Here is a 20,170-nt window from a genome sequence, read left to right as displayed (position 1 = left end):
TGCGCGCCTCGGACGGAGCAGGTCGCGCTCGCATCTGTCGAAGACCCCACGGTCGCAAGACGGACGCCGGATTTCTCGCTGTGCGGGAATCCCGGTGCGCCGTGTTCTTGGCTGTCCGGCTTTCGGTGGGAGCGATACGGGCCCTCCGCGTGGCATTACCTACGACTTCATGTCCGTACCGGAGCCCTTTTCCTAATGACGAGCCCCACCGACTCCTCCCTCAGCACCACCCCGCAGGTCGCGGTCAACGACATCGGCGACGCGGAGGCCTTCCTCGCCGCCATCGACGAGACCATCAAGTACTTCAACGATGGCGACATCGTCGAGGGCGTCATCGTGAAGGTCGACCGTGACGAGGTCCTCCTCGACATCGGTTACAAGACCGAGGGCGTCATCCCGTCCCGCGAGCTCTCGATCAAGCACGACGTTGACCCGCACGAGGTCGTCGCCGTCGGTGACAACATCGAGGCCCTGGTTCTCCAGAAGGAGGACAAGGAGGGTCGTCTCATCCTGTCCAAGAAGCGCGCTCAGTACGAGCGTGCCTGGGGCACGATCGAGAAGATCAAGGAAGAGGACGGCATCGTCACCGGTACCGTCATCGAGGTCGTCAAGGGTGGTCTCATCCTCGACATCGGCCTCCGTGGCTTCCTGCCGGCCTCGCTGGTCGAGATGCGCCGCGTCCGCGACCTCCAGCCCTACGTGGGCAAGGAGCTCGAGGCCAAGATCATCGAGCTGGACAAGAACCGCAACAACGTGGTCCTGTCCCGCCGTGCCTGGCTGGAGCAGACCCAGAGCGAGGTCCGCCAGACCTTCCTCACCACCCTGCAGAAGGGCCAGGTGCGCTCCGGCGTCGTCTCCTCGATCGTCAACTTCGGTGCCTTCGTGGACCTGGGTGGCGTCGACGGCCTGGTGCACGTCTCCGAGCTGTCCTGGAAGCACATCGACCACCCGTCCGAGGTTGTCGAGGTCGGCCAGGAGGTCACCGTCGAGGTTCTCGACGTTGACATGGACCGCGAGCGCGTCTCCCTGTCGCTGAAGGCGACCCAGGAGGACCCGTGGCAGCAGTTCGCCCGTACCCACCAGATCGGCCAGGTCGTTCCGGGTAAGGTCACCAAGCTGGTTCCGTTCGGTGCGTTCGTCCGCGTGGACGAGGGCATCGAGGGTCTGGTCCACATCTCCGAGCTGGCCGAGCGCCACGTCGAGATCCCGGAGCAGGTCGTCCAGGTCGGCGACGAGATCTTCGTCAAGGTCATCGACATCGACCTCGAGCGTCGTCGCATCAGCCTCTCGCTGAAGCAGGCCAACGAGGCCCTGGGTGCCAACCCGGCCGAGGTCGAGTTCGACCCGACCCTGTACGGCATGGCCGCCTCCTACGACGACCAGGGCAACTACATCTACCCGGAGGGCTTCGACCCCGAGGCGAACGACTGGCTGCCCGGCTTCGAGAAGCAGCGTGAGGAGTGGGAGCGCCAGTACGCCGAGGCGCAGTCCCGCTTCGAGCAGCACCAGGCCCAGGTCATCAAGAGCCGTGAGGCCGACGCCGAGGCCGCTGCCGAGGGTGGCGACGCCGTCGCCGCCGCTGCCGGTGGCTCCTACTCGTCCAGCAGCGACGAGGGCTCCGGCGCTCTCGCCTCGGACGAGGCCCTGGCGGCCCTGCGCGAGAAGCTGGCCGGCGGCCAGAGCTGAAGCTCTGACCCGCTGCCAGTACCTGGCGCATAGCTGAACGGTGGGCCCCACCCGGAGAAATCCGGGTGGGGCCCATTTCGTATTTTGCCTTCACTTATTTGTCGTTTATGTGAAGGAAATTTGTGAGATGAGGCTCATTGCCCGTCTATAGGTCGAAGACCGGGTTCCACCTACATTGAGGGGAGCTGCCCGAAAGGCCTCCTTCATGCGCAACGCCTCCACCGCTGCCGCCGACCCCGTGGTCCGCGGGCGGCTCGCCGCCCTCGGCCGGTTCTGTTTCCGCCACCGCCGTTGGGTTCTCGGTTTCTGGGCCGTCGTCCTGGTCGTCGGTGTGCTGATCGGCGGCCGGGTCTTCGAGGGATCGGTGGCCGGAGCCTCCTCCGCCACCGCCGAGGCCGACCGGGGCAGCGCGGTGGTCGCCGCGGCCGACCCGGCCAGGGGCGCCGTCACCGCCGTCGTGGACGGCAGGCCGGCCGACGACCCGGCCGTGCGGGCCGCCGTCACCAGGGCCACCGCGGACATCGCCGCCCTCCCCGGCGTCTCCTCCGCGCTCGACGCGTACGGCAGTGGCCCGGCGCCCGCCGCACTGCGCTCCGCCGACGGCACCGCGAGCCTGGTCACCGTACGGATGGCCGACACCAGCACCCCCGCCCAGGCCGACGCGGTCACCCACCGGCTCGCGGCCCTGAACGGCCAGGGCGGTGCCCACGTCACCGTCGGCGGGGACCTGGTGCTCCAGCAGGAGGTCAAGAAACAGACCGAACAGGACACCCGCTTCGGCGAGATGGTGACCCTGCCGCTCACCCTGGTCGTCATGGTGCTGGTCTTCGGCGGCCTCGCCGCGGCCAGCCTGCCGGTGATCGGCGCGGTCGCCTCGGTGGGCGGCGCCCTGCTGGCGATGTTCGGTTTCAGCCGCATCATGGACATCGACACCAGCGTGCTGCCGATCGCCACCGTGCTGGGGCTCGGGCTGTCGATCGACTACGCGCTGCTCATGGTGAATCGTTTCCGCGAGGAACGCGGGCACGGCGCGGGCATCGCCGCCGCCGTCGAACGCACCGCCGCGACCGCCGGGCGCACCGTCGCCTTCTCCGGCCTCACCGTCGCCGTCGCGCTCTCCGGCCTGTTCGTCTTCACCAGCCCGGTGCTCGGCGCGGTCGCCGCCGCCGGGGTGAGCGTGGTGGTGATCGCGGTCGCCGCCGCGCTGACCCTGATCCCCGCGCTGCTCGGCTTCGCCGGCTCCCGGATCAAGGCGCCCGCCGCGCCCGTCCCCGACGAGGGTTTCTTCAGCCGGACCGTCCGCCGGGTCCGCAAGCGGGCGGTGCCGGTCGCGCTCGCCTGCGTCGCCCTGCTGATGGCCGCCGGCGCGCCCTTCCTGCACGCCGACATGCGCAACTCCGGCGCCGCCGTCCTGCCGGCCTCCTCGGCCGGGCGGCAGGTCGCCGACACCATCGACCAGCGCTTCCCGCAGGCCGCGGCCGCGCCGATCACCGTCGTCGTCGAGGGCGGCGCGCGGGTCGCCCAGGCGTACGCGGACGACGTCGTCGCCAAGCTGCCCGGGGTGAGCGGGGTGCGGGCGGTGACCCCGGTGGGCGACTCGCTGTCCACCGTCGACGTGCTCGTCCACGGCGACCCGCAGGGTGGCCAGGCCAAGCAGGTCGTCCAGGAACTGCGGGCCGACCGCGGCGGGCTGAAGACCTACGTCACCGGCGGCGCGGCCTCGGTGGTCGACTTCAAGGACGAGCTGATGTCGCGCGGCCCCTGGGCGCTCGGCCTGGTGGCGGCGGGGACGCTGGTGCTGCTGTTCCTGATGACCGGCTCGGTGGTCATGCCGGTCAAGGCGCTGCTGATGAACCTGCTGTCGCTGGGCGCCTCGCTGGGCGCGCTCACCCTGGTCTTCCAGGACGGGTACTTCAGCGGGCTGCTCGGCTTCAGCCCCACCGGCGGGCTGGAGACCTTCATCCCGGTGCTGGTCTTCGCGTTCGCGTTCGGGCTGTCCATGGACTACGAGGTGTTCCTGCTCGCCCGGATCAAGGAACTGCGGGACAAGGGCCACAGCTGCACCCGGGCGGTGGAGCTGGGCGTCCAGCGCAGCGGCCGGATCATCACCTCGGCGGCGCTGCTGATGGTGATCGTGTTCGCCGGGTTCGCCCTCGGGGACATGCTCATGGTCAAGCAGATGGGCATCGCGCTGGCCGTCGCCGTCGCGGTGGACGCGACCCTGGTGCGCTGCCTGCTGGTGCCCGCCGCGATGAGCCTGTTCGGCGAGTTCAACTGGTGGGCGCCCGCCCCGCTGCGGCGCCTGCACCGGCGCTTCGGGCTGAGCGAGCACGTCGAACTGCCGGCCATCGAGCCGACGGCGATCCCGGCCCCGCGGCCGGGGACGGGCGAGCCGAAGGATCTGGTGGGTACGGCGGTCTAGGTGCTCCGTCCCGTGCGGTTGGGGTTGCCTGGGCCGCCTGGGCCGCCTGGGTCGCAGGTCAGTGCAGGCGGTGCAGGAGTTCGACGACGGCGCGCAGCCGCTCCTGCTCCTCGGGGGTGAGGCGGGTCTCGATGGCGGTGGCGATCCGGGCCTCGCGGCGGGCGCGCTGTTCCAGCAGGGCGGCGCGGCCGGCTCCGGTGGCGGTGACCAGCAGTTTTCGGCCGTCGGTGGGGTGCGGCTGCTGCGTGACCAGGCCGGCCTCGGTGAGCAGGGCGACCGTGCGGGCCATCGACTGGTGCCGGACGCGTTGCCGGCTGGCCAGTTCGGCGACGGTGTAGGAGCGCTCGTCTCGGACCAGCAGGCCGAGGACCCCGGCCTGGTTCTGCGGCAGGGCGTCGTCCGGGCGCAGCGAGCGGACGAGTTCGCCGACGGCGGCGCGCAGGTCGGCGGCGAGTTCCAGGGTGTCCGGGTGGGGGCTGCTCATGGGACAAGCCTACCGGGAATTTGTACAGCGAAACTGTGCAGCCCTGCTGTGCAGTTTTGCTGTACGGTTTGCGGCATGCGAATCACCAAGTTCGGACACGCCTGCGTACGCCTGGAGCACGACGGGACGACCGTCGTCGTCGACCCCGGGATGTTCACCGACCCCGCCGCGCTGGCCGGGGCCGACGCCGTCCTCATCACCCACGAGCACATGGACCACTTCGAGGAGTCCCGGCTGCGCGCCGCCCTGGAGGCCGACCCGGCGCTGCGGGTGTGGACCAACAGCGCGGTGGCCTCCCGACTCGACGGCGTGGCGGGGCGCGTCACCGTGGTCGGCGAGGGCGACGCCTTCGAGGTCGGCGGGATCGGCGTCTCGGTGCACGGCGAGTGGCACGCGGTGATCCACCCGGACATTCCGCTGGTGCACAACATCGGCTTCCTCTTCGACGGCCGGCTCTTCCACCCCGGCGACGCGTTCACCGTGCCGCCGCACGCCGTGGACACCCTGCTGCTGCCGCTCGCCGCGCCGTGGAGCAAGGCGTCCGAGGTGATCGACTACGTCCGGGAGGCGCGCCCGCGCCAGGCCGTGCCGGTGCACGACGCGGTGCTCAGCCCGGCCGGGTTCGCCGTGCACACCCGGCTGGTCGGCCCGGACGGGCCGGGCACGGGCGCGGAGCTGCGGGTCCTGGGCGAGGGGGAGAGCCTGGAGCTGGGCTGACGGCACCGCCCGGGCGGCCGGCGGCCGGCCGCTGGTCCCGGCCGTCCGGGCGCCGGTAGCCTGACGCCATGCTGAAGATCGGACTGACGGGTGGTATCGGCGCGGGCAAGAGCGAGGTGTCCCGGCTCTTCGCCGCCCACGGCGCGGTGATCGTGGATTCCGACGTGATCGCCCGCGAGGTGGTCGCGCCCGGGACGGACGGTCTGGCGGCCGTGGTCGCCGAGTTCGGACCGCAGGTGCTGCGGGAGGACGGCGCGCTGGACCGCCCGGCCCTCGGCGCGATCGTGTTCGCCGACCGGGCCCGGCTCCAGGCGCTGAACGCGATCGTCCATCCGCTGGTGCGCGCCCGCTCCGCCGAACTGGAGGCCGCGGCCGCGCCGGACGCGGTGGTGGTGCACGACGTGCCGCTGCTCGTGGAGAACGGGCTCGCGCCGCTGTTCGACCTGGTCGTGGTGGTCGACGCGGCGGACGAGGTGCGGGTGGACCGGCTGGTACGGCTGCGCGGGATGGCCGAGGAGGAGGCCCGGGCCCGGATGGCCGCACAGGCGAGCCGCGCGGACCGGCTGGCCGCCGCGGACCTCGTGATCGACAACAGCGGGCCGTTGGAGGTGTTGGCGACCCGGATCGACGAGGTGTGGGCGGAGCTGACCGCGCGCGCGGTGTCCTGAGCGGTTCAGCGTCTTGGGCGGGTCAGTGCCTTGGGCGGTGCAGCGTCCTGAGTGGTGCAGCGTCCTGAGTGGTTCAGGCGGTGGTCAGCGGCAGGCGGGCCCGGACGGCGAAGCCGCCGTCGGGGGTGGGGCCGGCGTCCAGGGTGCCGCCGAGGTCGTCGGCGCGGGTGCGCATGCCGTCCAGGCCGTGGCCGCCGGAAGGCAGTTCGGGGTTGGAGCGCAGTTCGAGGTTGGAACGCAGTTCGGGGCTGGAACGCAGTGCGGGGTTGGAGCGCAGTTCGTCGGGGTCGGTAGGCAGCGTGGGGTTCTCTCCGGTGTCGCCCGGGGAGTTGACGACGGCGACGCGCAGCCCGTCCGGCTGGACCTCGACGGTGACGGCCACCTCGGCGGCCGGGGCGTGTTTGTGGGCGTTGGTCAGTGCCTCCTGGACGATCCGGTAGGTCGCGTACTGGACGGCGGGCCCGGGTGCGGGCCCGCCGTCGGCCGGTCCGGTGAGGGTGAGGCCGACGGCCAGTCCGGCCTGTCGGGACTCCTCGACCAGGGCGGGCAGTCCGCGCAGTGAGGGGCCCTGGTCGGCGGCCGGGGTGAGGACGCCGAGCAGGCCGCGCAGTTCGGTGAGCGCCTGCAGGCCGAGGGCGCGGATCAGGGTGAGGGTCTCCCGGACGGCGGCCGGGTCGTCGGCTGCCGCGACCTGCAAGGCCCCCGCGTGCAGGGTGATCAGCGAGACCCGGTTGGACACCACGTCGTGCATCTCCCGGGCGAGCCGGGCGCGTTCGGCGGCGGCGGCGCGTTCCTCGGCGTGCCGCCGGGCCACCTCCAGCAGCCGGTTGCGCTCGGCGAGCACGGTGACGGCGCGGGTGCGCTGGTGGGCGGTGAGGCCGAGGGCGAGCGGGACGGCGCCGAGGACCAGGGGGTCCTCGGCCAGATTGACGAGGGCGGAGAGGCTGCTGACGTCCCCGAGGTCCATGGGGACGAGCAGGCGCACCTCGGCCAGGACCGCGAGCGCGGCAAGCGTCCGGGTCGCGCCGCGTCGGGCGGCCAGCCCGTAGAGGGCGACGGTGAGCGGGAGTTGGCCGCTGAGCAGGGTGACGGCGGCGACCGCCGCCGGGTGGCGCCGTCGGACGGCGAGGGCGAGCGCGCCGGCGGCCATCAGGGCCGTGTTGAGCGGCGCCGAGGTGGTCGGCCCGACATCGGGGTCGTTCGCGGAGAGCGGGACGAGCACCAGCAGTATCAGGACCGTCGGCCCCAGGGCGACGACCGGGCGGGGCAGGCGCAGCGGCGGGCCCGGCAGCGACATCGCGGCGAGGGCCGAGTCCCACTGGTCGGTGGCGTCCGGCCGGCCGGCGGGGCGCGGCGGGTGGCCGGCGGGGTTCGCCTGGTGGCCGGCGGGATCCGACGGGCCGTTGGGGCCCAACTGGCCGTCGGGACGCCGGAGTCGGGGCCGCTGGTGGGTGGACTGGCGCATGGGGGCATGCTCGCACACCCCGTCCGGCCCGTGGTGGCCAGTGGGTCGCAGTGGCCGGGAAGAGCCTGGAAATCACCTTCCCGGGAAGAGATCATGGTCGGATGAATGATCGTTTCTCTCCCGAGCCGCCGACCGTCGTCCGGCTGCCGCAGTACACCCGCGCCGACCAGGACGAGATCCTCGGCCCCGGCGACGACCCGTACGGTGTCGCCTACACCGGGCTGACCTGGCTGCCCAAGGACATCCACTTCGGCGTCCGGGCTGCCGACGGCAGACTCGTCGCGCACGCCGGCCTGTTGCCGCTGCCGCTCACCGTCGGCGGCACCGACCTGGCGGCGATCGGCGTCGGCGGCGTCGCCGTCGCCCCCGACCGGCGCGGCGCCGGCCTCGCGCAAGCCGTGGTCCGGGCCGCCCTCGACCACGCCCGTACGCTCGGCCACCGCTACGCGCTGCTGTTCTGCCGCCCGCCGCTGGCCGCGCTCTACCGGGGGCTCGGATTCCGCGAGGTGGCGGAGGAGGTGACGGTGGAGCAGCCCGAGGGGCGGTTGGCGGTGATGCCGCTGCGCACCATGTGGGCGGCGCTGGCGGAGGGCGCCGGGTGGCCGGAGGGGCCGGTGCGGTTGCGCTCGCTGCCGATGTGACCTGCCCCGGGCGGCCCGGGGAGTCAGGCGGTGGCGCCCGGTGCCGGGGAGTCAGACGGTGGCGCCCGGGGCCGGGGCGGCCGGGGTGGCTGCGTACGTGACGGCGGCGGCGGCCAGTGCGCGGATCATCGCGTGCGCCCGGGTGCCGTCGCCGGACAGTTCCGGCTGGAACAGCGAGGCGAGGAAGAACGGGTGGTCCGGCAGCTCCAGGACGCGCACCTCGCCCGTCCCGTCCACGCCGCTGAACCGCAGCCCGTGCGCGCGCAGCCGGTCCAGGTAGTCGGCGTTCAGGCCGTACGCGCAGTGGTAGCGCTCCAGGGTGCGGGTGGTGCCGAGGACGCGTTCGGCGAGCGTGCCCGGGGTGATCTCCACCGCCCCCTCGTGGCCGACCAGGGAGCAGGCCAGCGGGACGATCACCTGCTCGTCCCGCTCCGGGTGCTCCTCGCCGTGGACGGCCCCGTCGAGGCCGCAGACGTTCCGGGCGTGCTCCAGCACCGCGTGCTGGAAGCCGGCACAGGTGCCGAGGAAGGGGATGCCGCGCTCGCGGGCGGTCCGGACGGCGGCCAGCGCGCCCGCCTCGCTGCGGTAGGGGCTGCCGGGGAGCAGCCAGATCGCGTCGAAGCCGTCCAGGGTGCCGGGTGCCCCGGCGTCCTCGGTGGGGATCCAGTAGGCGTCCAGGACGAGCTGGTCACGCTCGGCGAGGGCGTCGAGCAGGCCGGGGATGCGGGCGTGCGAGCGGACGGCGGGGGAGCGGTCGCCGACCAGGGCGACCCGCGGGGTCAGGTAGGTCATGGGGCTATCCTGGCCCCGCACCCGAGATCAGCGCCAACGATGATTGCTTACCCCTCGATCAGAAAAGTTGATGGACACCGTGGATCCGCAGCACCTGCGCACCTTCGTCACCGTCACCCGCCTCGGCTCCTTCTCCGAGGCCGCGCGGGAGCTCGGCTACACCCAGTCCGCGGTCTCCCAACAGATCGCCGCCCTGGAGGCCGACCTCGGGGCCGGTCTGCTCAACCGCCGCCCGGTCGGCCCGACCGAGGCCGGTCGGCGGCTGCTGGAGCACGCGGCGCCGCTGCTGGTCCGGCTGGAGGCGGCGCGCGCCGACGTCGCACGCCTGGCCGGTGCCCCGAGCACCCGCCTGGTGCTCGGCGCCACCCCACTGGCGGTCGGACCGGAGTTGGGGCGCGCGCTCGGCGAGGTGCGCCGGGCCTATCCGGCGGCCGAACTCGTCGTCCGGGTCCTCGCCCAGGGTGTGCTGCCCGCCCAGGCCGCCACCGGTGAGGTCGACCTCGCCCTGATCGACGGCCTCGCCGCCCCCAGCGACCCGCTGCCGCTGCCCGACGTCGGCCCGCTCGCCACCCGCGCCGTCGACGAGCAGCCGGTCGCCGTCGCCCTCCCGGCCGGCCACCCGCTGGCGGGCCGCAGCGGTGTCGCCCTCGCCGACCTCTCCGCCGCCCGCTGGCTCGACGCCCCCGACCTCACCCCCACCGCGGCCCGGCTGCGCGCCGCGGCCGGCGTCGACGGCTTCCGCCCCGCCACCCGCTACCGGGGCACCGACGTGCACGGGCTGCTCGCCCTGGTCGCCACCGGGCACGGGCTCACCCTGCTCCCGGCATCCGCCCTCGCCGATGCTCCCGGCGTCGCGTCCGCGCCGATCGCGGCCCCGCGACTGGTGCACCGCACCGAACTGGTGCACGGCAGCCTCCCGGAGGGGCCGGCGGCACTGCTGGCGCGGCTGCTGGGCGCGTAGGGTCCGGCCGTCCCGGGCGGGCGCGCCGATGCGGGCGCGCTGATGTGGAGGCGCGATCACCAGGCGTTCACGTCCTGGGCCTGACGGTGGTCGCTCAAGCGGTGCTGTCATGGGCACAGTCGCCCGGCGTGAGGCCGGGCCGGCCCAGGAGATCGCCCACATGATGCCCCGTCAGCGTCTCACCGTCGTCGCCGCGGCGGCCGCCCTCGCCGCCGCCGGGCTCGCGGCCGGCACCGCGCAGGCCGCCCCCGCGAAGGCCTCGCCCGTCAAGGCCCGCCCGCTCGCGGCGAGTTGTTCGCAGGCCTACCTGCCGCTGCCCGACCCGTCCTGCACGCCGGGCGCCTACAACCCGGACGTCACCCAGGCCACCATCGGCCAGACCATCTGCGTCTCCGGCTGGACCTCCACTGTCCGCCCGTCGACCAGCTACACCAACGCGCTCAAGGCGCAGCAGATCGCGCAGTACGGCTACGCGGACACCAACCTGTCCGACTACGAGGAGGACCACTTCGTCCCGCTGGAGCTCGGCGGTGCCCCGCGCGACCCGCGCAACCTCTGGCCCGAGCCCCGCTACGGCACCCAGACCGCGTCCGGCAAGGACGGCGTCGAGACCAAGCTGAAGAACGCGGTCTGCAACGGCCGGGTCGGCCTCGACGACGCCCGCAGCGCCATCGCGAGCGACTGGACCACCGCGCTCAGCAGCCTCGGTCTCTGACGCTTCGGTCTCTGACGCTTCGGCCGCTGAGTCCTCGGTCCTCTGCGCCCTCGGCCTCCCACGTCCGGGCGTTTGACGCCTTCAGCGGTGTGGCGGTCGGTCCGTCCGGTCCCCTGTGCCGGACGGACCGACCGCCGTGTGCCCCGGCAGTGCCGGGGCGGTCTTCGGGGCTGCGCGTCAGCAGCCCGGCAGGGCCTCGCAGACCGGCGCCGTCACGCCGCTGTCCGGCCCGCAGACACTCGGCGCGCCCTGGCGGACGATCGCTGCTGCTGCTGCTGCTGCTGATGCGGCGGCGGTCATTGCGGCGCTGCGCGGCAGACGAGTCCTCACGTGTCCGGTGTCGTGGACCGGGGCCGGGCGCGCGGCACCGGCCGCCCGCTCCCGCCGCCCGGTCGACCCGTCGATGCGGGCACTCGGCATGGCTGTTCCTTCCCCCGTACGTCCTGCCGTCCGGCTGCCCGGCCCGCCGCGCTCCTCTGCTCCGAGGGGCGGTCAGGGCCGGTTGCTCCGACGGCGGTCGAAACTTATGCCACCCGGCCGCCCGGAGCAAAGCGGGATACCGACGGGTAGCCCGCTTCCACTGCCGCTCGCCGTTGGGTTGGTGGGGAAGTTGTGTGCGGGTGTGTCGGAAGCCATGGCCGGGCCGAGGTGGCGGCCGCCGGCCGGCCGGGCGGCTCGCCGATCGACGGGATGCGTACGGTCGGGGATTTCCGCTGCCGGGGCGGGGTTTGCCGGCCCGCCGGTGTCGCCGCCGGCCCTTGTCGCCCTGCGCCGGGGCGGTGGCACTCGCGGTCCCGGGGGTCGCCGATGCCAAGGCTTTCCCCCGGCGGGAATTGCCCGACGCGTCCCCGGGCGGAGGTCAGGCGCGGGTGCCCGGGACGCCGAGTTGCTGGGCGAGCCAGGGGAGGGCCTGGGCGAAGGTGGCGGCGCCGGTCTGCCAGGTGTGCTTGCCGGAGCCGGTGGCGGTGGTGGTGCGGATGCCGTCCTTCTTGGCGGCGTCGTTGAGGGCCTTGGCGGACTCGATCTGGCCGTGCTCCTCGTCGCCCTGCCCGAAGTAGCCGGAGACGCCCTGGTACTTGGGGTGGTGGGCGAGGACGGTCAGCGGGTCGTGGGCCGTCCAGGCCGCCGCGTCGCCGCCGTACAGCTCCTGGACGGTGTGGTCCTTGTCGCCGATGGCGGGGCCCTTGTCGCCCGAGAAGTCGCCGAAGTGGGTGAAGACGTTGGGGTGTTCGACGGTGAGGTCGACGGCGCAGGTGCCGCCCATCGACCAGCCGGCCACGCCCCACTTGTGCGGGTCGGCGGCGGCGTTGAAGGTCTTCTGGACGAACGGCGGGACGTCCTTGAGCAGGTGGCTCTCGGAGTTGCCGTGCGGGCCGTCCACGCACTCGGTGTCCACCCGGAAGCCGCCGGTCGCGTCGACGAAGACGAGGATCGGCGCGAAGCCGTTGTGCTTGGCGGCGAAGTCGTCCGCGGTCTTGACGGCGTTGCCGGAGCGGATCCAGTTGTCGGGCGCCGCGAACTCGCCACCGATCATCTCCAACGCCGGCAGCTTCGGCCGGTTCTGGCTGCGGAACCACGCGGGCGGCAGGTAGACCAGCTCCTGCCGGTGGGCGAAGCCGCTGGCGGTGTCCGGGATGTCCACCTGGACGATGCGGCCGGTCCTGGTCTTCCCGTGGATGGAGCCGAGTTCGGCGAGCGTGATCTGCTCCGGCAACGGCTGCCCGCTCAGTTCGCCGATCGCGTCGTCGAGGGTCGGGTAGTAGCCGGTGGCGATGTTCACGCTGTTCGCGGCGCAGAACAGCGCCAGCAGCGCGGCCGGCGGCGCGAGGGCGCGGCGCCACCAGCGGGCGCCGCGCCAGCCGAACCCGAGCACGCTGAACGCCGCGATCGCCACCCCGCCCCACAGCCACACCCCGAACGGGATCGGGTCGGTGATCCCGGCCAGTGTGAGCACGCCGACGGCGGTGAGGGCGATGAGCAGCAGCGCCGTCCCGAGGGCGATCGGACCCCACTTGAGCCGCCACGTCCGGTCCCGCCAGCCCAGGGCGGCCAGGAACAGGGCGAGGGCCACGGCCTGGACGGTCCACGGGAACCAACCGCCGAGCAGGGAGACGTTCATCTGGCGGAGGCTAGGGGTGGCAGATGAGAAGCGGATGAAAGGCTGGCAGGTCGCTGGAAGAAGGCTGTGAGAACGGTGGGACGTCGAGCGCTCGTGTGGGCTGCGTGGGAAGTCGACCCGTCCGACGTCCTGCGCAGCCCGTCGGGTCGGTTCCGGGTCAGCCGGCGCGCTGAAAGAGGGCGGTGAGGAGGAAGGGGACGCCGAAGAGAGGAGAGCCGGACTGTTGGGGGGTCATCGGGCGGACTTCGAGGGGCGTGAAGTCGGCGAAGAGCGCGCGAAGCTCGTCCGGCGAGTAGGCGAGCCCGCCCTCCAGTCCGCCGAGCCGGTAGAGATCCTCGTCGGGGCGTTCGGAGCCCATCGCACCGGCGGCGAAGGCGGCGACGGCGAAGTGCCCGCCGGGGGCGAGGACGCGGTCGAGCAGGGCCAGGTAGCTGATCCGGCGGTGCGGGGGCAGGTGGTGCAGGCAGCCGGAGTCGTAGACCAGGTCGTACCGGTCGTGGGGCAGTTCGACCTCGAAGATGCTCGCCCGGTGGAACCGCAGGTTGGCGCCGGTTCCGGCCTCGTGGGAGCGCTCCTCGGCCCAGGCGATGGCGGCGGGGGAGAGGTCGACGGCGTCGACGTCGAAGCCGAGCGACGCCAGGTGGAGCGCGTTGCGGCCGGGGCCGCAGCCGAGGTCGAGCGCGCGGCCGGGGGAGAACAGGCCGCGGTCGAGGTAGGAGACCAGGTTCTCGTCCGGCTTGGGCGCGAAGAACGGGCGGTCGGCGGCGCGATTCGCGTAGCAGCCGTCCCAGAAGGGTTCGGCCGGCGGGAAGAGGCCGTCGAGGAGGGCGAGAACGTCCTCGGTGGTGCGGATCGTACGGTTCATGCGGCCGAGCGTAGGTGGTTCGACGGGCGCGTTCGAGCGGCGCAAAACCCGCTGCGGGGTGGGATGTTGAGGGCTCCGGGACGGTGACCGTGACGGGTGCTTCGGGCCCTGGCCGGCGTACGGCGGCGACCCCGCCCGAGGCCGGGAAGAGCTGGTTCCGCGGGGCGAGGGGGTGGGCCGGGAAGGGCCCGAAGTAACGTTTCGACCACGGTGGTTCGGAGCGCTCCGAGCCGAGCCGGGGAGCGTCATGGAGCCGCACCCGGCCCAGTCGCCGTCACCGGTGAACCAGTGGAAGAGGACCAGGCGGTCGTCGATGAGGTTGCGGAGGATCGCGGGCCGGGACCGGGCTGGGGAGGCGCGCGGCGTCCTCGAACGGAGGCCTGAGGGCCGCAGCGGTGATCACTCCCCGAGAACGCCGACCGTGTTGCCGGGGTCGTCCAGCCAGACCGTGTTCGTCTTCGGGGTCACAGTGAGCCCGTAACGGTCCAGCCCAGGACGTCCGTTGGACAGCCACGTCGAGGTGGCGGCCGCCAGCTCGGACCAGAGGGCACGTGGGCCGCCCTGGAAGGCGCGCGTGGTGCCGTCGTTCCGACTCTCCAGCACCGCCCATGATCCGTCGGGGTGAAGGAACCACTGCCCCGCGACGCTGTCGGCCGAAAGGCGTAGCCGGGTTGTGCCGGGCATCGTGAGTTGGGCGTGCCACAGGAACGCGGGGTTGTCCAGGGTGTGGGGGTGGACGGCCGTGTCGAGGCCGCCGGCGTCGTCGCGGGCCTGGATGGCGGCGCGCATGAGGGGGCCGATCACGGGCCGCCGGGTCTCGCGGGAGAGCATGAACGAGACGTCGGAGTTGATGAACCGGCCCTGCGCTTCGCCGTCGCCGACGTGCAGTTTCACGTAGCCGTACGCGTCGAGGCCGCCGACCAGCGACACCAGGATGACCCCGCCGGGGAGAGCCTGGGCCAGCCATTCGGCCGGGACACGGTTGGGCGAGTAGGTGGCGATGATCCGGCCGTACGGTCCGCTGCTGTCGGGGTTTCCCTTGGCGCCGTCGCCGACGATCAGGTGGGGGTGGTAGCCGATGGAGGCGAGCCGCTTGCCGTCTGCGGCGGACAGGACGGCGTCGTGCTCCACGCTGGTCACGTACTGATCGCCGAGCCGTGCGCACAGCAGCGCGGTGGAGTAGCCGGTGCCGGTTCCGACTTCGAGCACGCTCACGCGGTCCGGGACGTCGAGGTCTTCGAGCATCCGCACCACGACGCCGGGTAGCGTCGAGGAACTGGTGGGCGTCCCGGTGACGGGTTCGCTGTTCGGCCGGGTGGTGCCGTGGTCGAGCTGGGTGACCCACGTCGTGTTCTCGTAGGCCAGCCGTAGCCACTTCCGTGCGTCGGGGTCCCGGCTGACGGCGGTGTATCGGGTGATGCCGTCAGGGCCGTCCACGGCGGTGTAGAACGTCGGCAGGAAGACATGGCGGGGCACTGCCAGCACCGCGTCCCGCCACTGCGGGGTCCGCAGTGAACCGTCGCGCTCCAGTTCCTCCGCCAGTGTGACGCGCAGCCCGTGCGCCGTTCCCTCGATCCCGTCCAGGGTGTCACTCACCTGTGGTGCCCTTCTCCAGAAGATCCGCGATGGCGTGCGAGATGGGCACGCCGGTCCTGTGCTCGATCCACGACCACTGGCCGTTGGGGTTCACTTCGAGGAAGCGCCAGTCCCCGTCCGGCGTCACGATGAAGTCGAAGGCCCCGAAGACGAGTCCGAATTCGCGCATGAACGTGGCCACGCGCTCGCGCACCGGGGTGGGGATGGTCGTCGGCCTGTACGTGAGGCTCTTGTAGTCGGTGCGCCAGTCGATCCGGGCGGCCTCCGACCCGGCATGGATCTCGACGGGAAAGAAGCGGTCGCCGACCACGGTCAGCCGGACCTCGTGCGACTTGTCGATCCACTCCTGGAAGAGGTGGGCGCACAGGCGTACCGAGTCGTCCAGGTCCGCGGGGTCGATGACGACCGTGTCCACGGGCGCGCCGAGGCTCTTGGTGATGACCGGGGCGCCGAGGTCGGCGGCGAACCGCCGCCCGGCCTCGGACATGCCGCCAGGCAGTCGGAACTCTTCGGGCCTGCGGACGTACACGGACCGGACACAGGACAGGTCGAGCGCGCGGTGCCCGTTGTCGAGCACACCGGCCCACCTCCCCTCCAGCGTCGCGGTCAGGGTGAGTTCGGTAGGGAACTCGGCGGTGTCGCAACGGAACACCGGGACGCCCCGGTCGTTCAGGTGCTCGACCACCAGATCCGCAGTCGAGTCGAGCCGGCTCGTGAGAACCAGCACCGCCTCGCCGTCCTGCTCCGTCACCTCGGTTCTCCTAGTAGAAGTCGGTGCCTTCGTCGTTCCTGCTGTCGGAGTTGGTGTTGCTGCTGGTCTCGCCATGGGCGGTGTGCGCCCAGGGGTTGCCGTCGGACGTGACGGCGATCTGCAGCTCCTCGTCGTACGTGACGCCGGTGGCGTCGGCCGGCTCACTGGTCTGGCGCGCGGCGTAGCGCATGGCGAACGGCTGCCGTTCCACGGAGGCGGTGGTCACGGTGGTCTCCTCTCGTGCCCGATTTCGTTGGTGCTGCCCGCGCCGGGCGGCACCAACGACGGTATGGAGCAACACCTGCTCACCCAAAGGCAGTTGCGGAAAATTGCGGAGATTCACTCCAAGGCGTCAATCGTCGTCTCGATGGCGGCGCGGGCCTCTCGGCCGTAGACGGCGAAGCCTTGCAGTTCGGCGAACGTCTGGATGTACTCGCGGACTTCAGGAGGGCTGGTGATCCGGACGCGGGCGCTGACCAACTCGACCTCGACGTGGACGTCATCGAGGATATGGAATGTCTCCACCGGCCACAGGGTGCGCTGCGCGGTGAAGGGGATGATGCCCAGACTGACGCGTGAAAGCGACATGACCGAGAGGAGATGAGTGAGCTGGCTCACCATCACGGGCGGTTCGGAGATGCGGTAACGCAGAACGGATTCCTCGACCAGACACGCGATGCGGTGATTGCCTTCGTACATCGGACGGGTGCTCTGTATTCGCTGGGCGACAGCCTGTTCGAGGTCGTCTGGTGAGCTTGCCTCGCTCGCAAAGCGGGAAAGGATCGCGGCAGCGTAGCCGGGGGTCTGGAGCATGCCGGGGACGACATCGGAGGAGTAGAAGCGCAGGAGGCGCGATTCCGAGTAGGACTGGGTGTAGCTCTCTTGGAGCTGCCGAAGTCCGGTATGCCGGAGGCGCTTCCACTCCATGTACATCGACGCGACCGACCGCGAGGCGGCGATCAATTCGGGGATCAGGTTCTCCGCTCCACAGGCGGTACACCAGGCCCGGATGTCGCTGTCGGAGGGGGTGGATTCGGCTTTCTGAATTCGGGTGGTCTTCGCCGGGTGCCAGCCGCACCGGGCAGACAGCTCACGCCCGGTGAGTCCCGCGTCCTTGCGCAGGTGCAGGAGCCGATCAGCGAGCGCCTGTCGGGCTGCTTGCGCGGCGGAGAGCGGCGACGTGGGCATGAGCTGCCTGCCGGATGGTTCCGAGGGATCAGACGGGGTACTGGTCGTGGGGCAGGGCGCGTTCCCACACCGTCTCGAACGCGTTGGACACCATCTTCACCACGGCCGGGTCCTCGGTGTACTCGTAGCCGGCCCAGTCACCGTCACCGGTGAACCAGTGGAAGAGGACCAGGCGGTCGTCGATCAACCAAAGGTCGTTGCCTGGCAACGGGACGTCGGAGGCGAGTCGCCGGGGCAGCCAGCGCACCTGCTCGCCGGCCGCGACGTTCACCGGGGTCAGCGCGTGCTCCCATCGGATGTAGTCGGTCACCGGCTCGGAGACGATCCTCGCCCGGCGCATCACGACGCCACGGCCGATGGTCTCCCGAACGAGCGGCACCCAACCGGCCCAGCCTTCGGAGTCCGGGTCCAGATCGACATCGCCGGAGCGCTTGAACTCCGCGAACTCCTCGGCTTCGTCGGCGACGCCGTAGACGTCACGCATCTCCAGATGGACGGCCGTCCGCTGCGCTCCCTTTAACAGGGCGGAAAAGTCCGGCACGTTCTGCGTCATCGCATGCCTCTCGCAGGATCGGGATCATCCGCATGGGGATGCGGATGACGGCTTCGTGGTCAGGGATGCCCCGCTCGTGGCCGGGGACCCACTCGGTCCCGCAGATCCGGGCTTCGAGCACCGCGTTCGCCTTCCATCCCTGGATGACGATCTCGTGCGCCTCGTCCTCGATCCACACCGTCGGCGAGCCCCCCGACTTGGTGTCAGGGTCGATCCCAGCGAAATTCAGCCCCATCGTGATCTCCTGCGTCCAGCCCGTTGCGGGGTAGTTGCGGCTCACACCGTTCCGTTGACGCGGCGGAGGGGCAAGGGCGCGCGGTGGCGCGGGAGGGGGCGTGCGGAGGCCATGGTGGGTGGGCGGGCGGCCCCGTGCTCGGCACGGGGCCGCCCAGGGCAGCGGAGGTTAGGGAGCTGCCGGGAACTCGCCTGCCTGGACACCGACGACGAAGGACTGCCAGGCCTCGGGGCTGAAGCCGAGGGCCGGGCCGTGGGGGTCCTTGCTGTCGCGGACCGCCATTCGGTTCTCCAACTGCCCGCACTCAACGCAGTTCTCGTTCGGGTTGCTAGCGGTAGCCTTCGACCAGTTCACAGGCAGTGCAGATGCGACGGGGTAGTGGGTCACTTGAGCTGGTCTCTCTTCTCTCGGATGACGTTGAGGGATTCGTCGAGGCCAAGGGCTGTCGCCATGATCTCGTCGAAGGCTGTTCGGTAGACATCCACGTGCTCCGGCTTCTCCACCCAGTTGCTGGCGAGCATGTCGCTGAGCAGTACGAGGTCGAGATCTCGTTGCCGAAACTCCAGGAGGGTGAACGGTCCGTTCATGCCGGGGTGAGGTGCGGCGAATGCCGGCATGACCTGGATGCTGATGTTCGGGAGGCCACTCCACTGGATCAATTTGTCGAGCTGATCGGCCATCACGCCCTCTGCCGCCTTCATGGTCAGGGCGGACTCGTGGACGACGGCCCAGAGTTTCAGCGGGTTCTCCCCGCGAGTGAGCACTGACTGGCGATTGATTCGCACATCGACGCGAGCCTCAACACTCGGCGTCGTGAAGACGCCGCTGGAGATGATGGCGTGTGCATAGCGGCGCGTCTGTAGTAGCCCGGGGATGTAGGCCGACTCGTATGACTTGTTGCCAATGGCCGTCTCTTCCAAGCGGATCAGGTCGTGGTAGAGCGGGTTCAGCTGTTCGAGGCCGGCTACCCAACCGGGCCGATGCCGGTCGCGAAGGATCTCGACGAGGACTTCCTTGAGCTCTGGATCGCACTCGTAGAAGTCGAGGAGCTTCTGAACGACATCCGGCTTGAGCTGGACCCGGGCGTTCTCGTAGCGAGACAGCTTCACGAGGTTGACGCCGTCGACTTGGGAGGCCACTTCCTCTGCCGACAGGTTCTTGAGCTCGCGGAGCCTTCTGAGCTCGGCTGCAATGCGGCGGTAGCGCACTGCTGGCACTGCAACTGCCATAGACGTAACCCCTTCAGGCCTCTTCGGTATCCAGTGTGCATGCCCTGTGTGATGGTTCGCCACCACTCGCGTGAGTCTAGGGGCGGCACCTTGCCCTCCAGGATGAAAGTTTTCATATTTCCTCGACGTGCCTTGCGTTGTCGATGTGATGTGCACCATGCTGTGAGTAACGGAGCGCTAGCTGACTGTGAAGGTCCGTGTAGGTCGGTGGGCGCGCATTCCGGTGTCTCGTGCTGGGCGCTGCGCTGGTCGCGGAAGCCCGCCGAGTTGGCAGCTCAGTCTGGATCTTCTCCATCCCTCTCGAAGGTGGCGCCGCCATGCTCGAACCGTCTGTCAGCCCTCCCGAGTTCGTGTCCAGCTGTTGGCTGCTGCGCAGCCGACGGTCGCCGGCGAAGGCCCGACGGGTGCTCTCGCGGCTCCTCGACTCCACCCCCTCCGGCGAACTCTTCGCCGACTCCGGCCTGTTGGTGGTGTCCGAGCTCGTCGCCAACGCCGTGGCGCACGGCACTCCGATCGGCAACCGGCTGTGGCTCTCCCTCTCCCTCAGCCCGTCCCGGCTGCGCATCGAGGTGCACGATGCGCGCCGTGACCGCGCGCCGCTCCTCCGTTCGACGTCCGCCGACGACGAGTCCGGGCGGGGCCTTCTCCTCGTCAATCTCCTCTCCGAGCGCTGGGGTTGCTGCCCGCGCCTGCCCATCGGCAAGATCGTGTGGTCGGAGATCGGCTGCGCCGCCTCCTCGTTCACCCCCGTGGAGCGTGTGGCGTGAACGAGGACCGCCTGGTCACCGCCGAGGTCACCGGTGGTCTGATGCCGCCGACGATCTACACCCTCCTCCCCAAGGCCCTCGACGCGCTCTGGCGCTCCCTCCAGTTCCAGCCCATGAGTCGCCCCCAGTGGCTCTGGTTCGAGCGCTACCTCACCGGCCCGTCCGCCGACCGCTTCGTCGCCGAGTGCCTCACCGGTGCGGGCCCGCTCGACCTCCCCGTCGTCCTCCCCGGCTCCCTCCACCATCTGCGCCTCCGCTGGACGACCCCTGTGGATGAATGGTGAGCCGGCTCGCCGATTGGCGGCCCGGCGCCTCG

At 71.2% G+C, this 20,170-nt stretch carries 23 protein-coding genes; 9 read left to right on the top strand and 14 right to left on the bottom strand.

Annotated features, from left to right (window positions below):
• The first annotated feature begins 195 nt into the window (after nt 1–195).
• Complete coding sequence (gene rpsA / locus P3T27_RS04120) at nt 196–1,686, top strand: 30S ribosomal protein S1 (RefSeq protein ID WP_153460312.1); 1,491 nt, start codon at nt 196–198, stop codon at nt 1,684–1,686.
• A gap of 205 nt (nt 1,687–1,891) precedes the next feature.
• A complete protein-coding gene (locus P3T27_RS04115) occupies nt 1,892–4,108 on the top strand; it encodes an MMPL family transporter (RefSeq protein ID WP_280674333.1) in 2,217 nt (738 codons plus the stop codon).
• A gap of 58 nt (nt 4,109–4,166) precedes the next feature.
• On the opposite strand, the gene P3T27_RS04110 is transcribed toward P3T27_RS04115, so the two are convergent.
• Nucleotides 4,167–4,592: a MarR family transcriptional regulator gene (locus P3T27_RS04110; protein ID WP_280674332.1), complete on the bottom strand. Its 426-nt coding sequence runs from the start codon at nt 4,590–4,592 to the stop codon at nt 4,167–4,169.
• Between the two features lie 75 nt (nt 4,593–4,667).
• On the opposite strand from P3T27_RS04110, the gene P3T27_RS04105 reads away from it, so the two are divergent.
• Both P3T27_RS04105 and coaE read left to right on the top strand, forming a co-directional pair.
• Nucleotides 4,668–5,309, top strand: a complete 642-nt coding sequence (locus P3T27_RS04105; protein WP_280674331.1) for an MBL fold metallo-hydrolase — start codon at nt 4,668–4,670, stop codon at nt 5,307–5,309.
• A gap of 68 nt (nt 5,310–5,377) precedes the next feature.
• Nucleotides 5,378–5,977 carry a dephospho-CoA kinase gene (gene coaE / locus P3T27_RS04100; RefSeq protein ID WP_280674330.1) on the top strand — a complete coding sequence of 200 codons (600 nt, stop codon included), beginning with the start codon at nt 5,378–5,380 and terminating at the stop codon, nt 5,975–5,977.
• 73 nt (nt 5,978–6,050) lie between these two features.
• On the opposite strand, the gene P3T27_RS04095 is transcribed toward coaE, so the two are convergent.
• Entirely contained in the window at nt 6,051–7,442 is a 1,392-nt protein-coding gene (locus tag P3T27_RS04095; protein ID WP_280674329.1) for a histidine kinase, read from the bottom strand.
• A 101-nt stretch (nt 7,443–7,543) separates the two neighbouring features.
• Here P3T27_RS04095 and P3T27_RS04090 point away from each other — a divergent pair, with 101 nt between their 5' ends.
• Nucleotides 7,544–8,083, top strand: a complete 540-nt coding sequence (locus P3T27_RS04090; protein ID WP_280674328.1) for a GNAT family N-acetyltransferase — start codon at nt 7,544–7,546, stop codon at nt 8,081–8,083.
• 51 nt (nt 8,084–8,134) lie between these two features.
• Here the strand turns inward: P3T27_RS04090 and P3T27_RS04085 are convergent, their stop codons facing one another.
• A complete protein-coding gene (locus P3T27_RS04085; protein WP_280674327.1) occupies nt 8,135–8,875 on the bottom strand; it encodes a hypothetical protein in 741 nt (246 codons plus the stop codon).
• Between the two features lie 79 nt (nt 8,876–8,954).
• Between P3T27_RS04085 and P3T27_RS04080 the strand changes: the two genes are divergently transcribed.
• A complete protein-coding gene (locus P3T27_RS04080; protein WP_280674796.1) occupies nt 8,955–9,836 on the top strand; it encodes a LysR family transcriptional regulator in 882 nt (293 codons plus the stop codon).
• A 109-nt stretch (nt 9,837–9,945) separates the two neighbouring features.
• A complete protein-coding gene (locus P3T27_RS04075; protein ID WP_280674326.1) occupies nt 9,946–10,551 on the top strand; it encodes a hypothetical protein in 606 nt (201 codons plus the stop codon).
• Nucleotides 10,552–10,728: 177 nt separating this feature from the next.
• On the opposite strand, the gene P3T27_RS04070 is transcribed toward P3T27_RS04075, so the two are convergent.
• The 11 genes from P3T27_RS04070 to P3T27_RS04020 all read right to left on the bottom strand — a co-directional run bounded on the left by P3T27_RS04070 (nt 10,729) and on the right by P3T27_RS04020 (nt 19,153).
• Nucleotides 10,729–10,971: a hypothetical protein gene (locus P3T27_RS04070; protein ID WP_280674325.1), complete on the bottom strand. Its 243-nt coding sequence runs from the start codon at nt 10,969–10,971 to the stop codon at nt 10,729–10,731.
• A 439-nt stretch (nt 10,972–11,410) separates the two neighbouring features.
• Complete coding sequence (locus tag P3T27_RS04065) at nt 11,411–12,670, bottom strand: alpha/beta hydrolase-fold protein (protein WP_280674324.1); 1,260 nt, start codon at nt 12,668–12,670, stop codon at nt 11,411–11,413.
• Nucleotides 12,671–12,827: 157 nt separating this feature from the next.
• The gene (locus tag P3T27_RS04060) at nt 12,828–13,535 is read right to left on the bottom strand and encodes a class I SAM-dependent methyltransferase (protein ID WP_280674323.1); all 708 of its coding nucleotides are present in this window, start codon (nt 13,533–13,535) and stop codon (nt 12,828–12,830) included.
• A 399-nt stretch (nt 13,536–13,934) separates the two neighbouring features.
• The gene (locus tag P3T27_RS04055) at nt 13,935–15,131 is read right to left on the bottom strand and encodes a methyltransferase (RefSeq protein WP_280674322.1); all 1,197 of its coding nucleotides are present in this window, start codon (nt 15,129–15,131) and stop codon (nt 13,935–13,937) included.
• The gene (locus tag P3T27_RS04050; protein ID WP_280674321.1) at nt 15,124–15,882 is read right to left on the bottom strand and encodes an MvdC/MvdD family ATP grasp protein; all 759 of its coding nucleotides are present in this window, start codon (nt 15,880–15,882) and stop codon (nt 15,124–15,126) included. Before P3T27_RS04050 ends, P3T27_RS04055 begins: the two co-directional genes overlap by 8 nt.
• A 10-nt stretch (nt 15,883–15,892) precedes the next feature.
• Nucleotides 15,893–16,108 (bottom strand): putative ATP-grasp-modified RiPP, encoded by a 216-nt coding sequence (gene tgmA, locus P3T27_RS04045; protein ID WP_280674320.1) that lies wholly within the window; start codon nt 16,106–16,108, stop codon nt 15,893–15,895.
• A gap of 113 nt (nt 16,109–16,221) precedes the next feature.
• A complete protein-coding gene (locus P3T27_RS04040; protein ID WP_280674319.1) occupies nt 16,222–17,070 on the bottom strand; it encodes a helix-turn-helix transcriptional regulator in 849 nt (282 codons plus the stop codon).
• 28 nt (nt 17,071–17,098) lie between these two features.
• Nucleotides 17,099–17,623 (bottom strand): DUF6879 family protein, encoded by a 525-nt coding sequence (locus tag P3T27_RS04035; RefSeq protein ID WP_280674318.1) that lies wholly within the window; start codon nt 17,621–17,623, stop codon nt 17,099–17,101.
• Nucleotides 17,547–17,858, bottom strand: coding sequence for a hypothetical protein (locus P3T27_RS04030; RefSeq protein WP_280674794.1), 312 nt, complete (start codon nt 17,856–17,858; stop codon nt 17,547–17,549). The genes P3T27_RS04035 and P3T27_RS04030 overlap by 77 nt, the downstream gene beginning before the upstream one ends.
• A gap of 168 nt (nt 17,859–18,026) precedes the next feature.
• The gene (locus P3T27_RS04025; RefSeq protein ID WP_348534051.1) at nt 18,027–18,212 is read right to left on the bottom strand and encodes a DUF397 domain-containing protein; all 186 of its coding nucleotides are present in this window, start codon (nt 18,210–18,212) and stop codon (nt 18,027–18,029) included.
• Between the two features lie 29 nt (nt 18,213–18,241).
• On the bottom strand, nt 18,242–19,153 hold the full coding sequence (locus P3T27_RS04020; protein ID WP_280674316.1) for a helix-turn-helix transcriptional regulator: 912 nt from the start codon (nt 19,151–19,153) through the stop codon (nt 18,242–18,244).
• Nucleotides 19,154–19,404: 251 nt separating this feature from the next.
• On the opposite strand from P3T27_RS04020, the gene P3T27_RS04015 reads away from it, so the two are divergent.
• Nucleotides 19,405–19,854, top strand: a complete 450-nt coding sequence (locus tag P3T27_RS04015; RefSeq protein WP_280674315.1) for an ATP-binding protein — start codon at nt 19,405–19,407, stop codon at nt 19,852–19,854.
• On the top strand, nt 19,851–20,138 hold the full coding sequence (locus P3T27_RS04010; protein ID WP_280674314.1) for a hypothetical protein: 288 nt from the start codon (nt 19,851–19,853) through the stop codon (nt 20,136–20,138). The genes P3T27_RS04015 and P3T27_RS04010 overlap by 4 nt, the downstream gene beginning before the upstream one ends.
• Nucleotides 20,139–20,170 lie beyond the last annotated feature (32 nt).

This window comes from Kitasatospora sp. MAA19 (assembly GCF_029894125.1).
Lineage (GTDB): Bacteria > Actinomycetota > Actinomycetes > Streptomycetales > Streptomycetaceae > Kitasatospora.
This window is presented reverse-complemented; position numbering and strand designations above follow the sequence as displayed.

What these genes read in the sequence shown, in the direction of transcription:
- rpsA (WP_153460312.1), top strand. Translation starts at nt 196, where the DNA reads ATGACGAGCCCCACCGACTCCTCCCTCAGCACCACCCCGCAGGTCGCG.
- P3T27_RS04115 (WP_280674333.1), top strand. Translation starts at nt 1,892, where the DNA reads ATGCGCAACGCCTCCACCGCTGCCGCCGACCCCGTGGTCCGCGGGCGG.
- P3T27_RS04110 (WP_280674332.1), bottom strand. Translation starts at nt 4,592, where the DNA reads ATGAGCAGCCCCCACCCGGACACCCTGGAACTCGCCGCCGACCTGCGC.
- P3T27_RS04105 (WP_280674331.1), top strand. Translation starts at nt 4,668, where the DNA reads ATGCGAATCACCAAGTTCGGACACGCCTGCGTACGCCTGGAGCACGAC.
- coaE (WP_280674330.1), top strand. Translation starts at nt 5,378, where the DNA reads ATGCTGAAGATCGGACTGACGGGTGGTATCGGCGCGGGCAAGAGCGAG.
- P3T27_RS04095 (WP_280674329.1), bottom strand. Translation starts at nt 7,442, where the DNA reads ATGCGCCAGTCCACCCACCAGCGGCCCCGACTCCGGCGTCCCGACGGC.
- P3T27_RS04090 (WP_280674328.1), top strand. Translation starts at nt 7,544, where the DNA reads ATGAATGATCGTTTCTCTCCCGAGCCGCCGACCGTCGTCCGGCTGCCG.
- P3T27_RS04085 (WP_280674327.1), bottom strand. Translation starts at nt 8,875, where the DNA reads ATGACCTACCTGACCCCGCGGGTCGCCCTGGTCGGCGACCGCTCCCCC.
- P3T27_RS04075 (WP_280674326.1), top strand. Translation starts at nt 9,946, where the DNA reads ATGGGCACAGTCGCCCGGCGTGAGGCCGGGCCGGCCCAGGAGATCGCC.
- P3T27_RS04070 (WP_280674325.1), bottom strand. Translation starts at nt 10,971, where the DNA reads ATGCCGAGTGCCCGCATCGACGGGTCGACCGGGCGGCGGGAGCGGGCG.
- P3T27_RS04065 (WP_280674324.1), bottom strand. Translation starts at nt 12,670, where the DNA reads ATGAACGTCTCCCTGCTCGGCGGTTGGTTCCCGTGGACCGTCCAGGCC.
- P3T27_RS04060 (WP_280674323.1), bottom strand. Translation starts at nt 13,535, where the DNA reads ATGAACCGTACGATCCGCACCACCGAGGACGTTCTCGCCCTCCTCGAC.
- P3T27_RS04040 (WP_280674319.1), bottom strand. Translation starts at nt 17,070, where the DNA reads ATGCCCACGTCGCCGCTCTCCGCCGCGCAAGCAGCCCGACAGGCGCTC.
- P3T27_RS04035 (WP_280674318.1), bottom strand. Translation starts at nt 17,623, where the DNA reads ATGACGCAGAACGTGCCGGACTTTTCCGCCCTGTTAAAGGGAGCGCAG.
- P3T27_RS04030 (WP_280674794.1), bottom strand. Translation starts at nt 17,858, where the DNA reads ATGGGGCTGAATTTCGCTGGGATCGACCCTGACACCAAGTCGGGGGGC.
- P3T27_RS04015 (WP_280674315.1), top strand. Translation starts at nt 19,405, where the DNA reads ATGCTCGAACCGTCTGTCAGCCCTCCCGAGTTCGTGTCCAGCTGTTGG.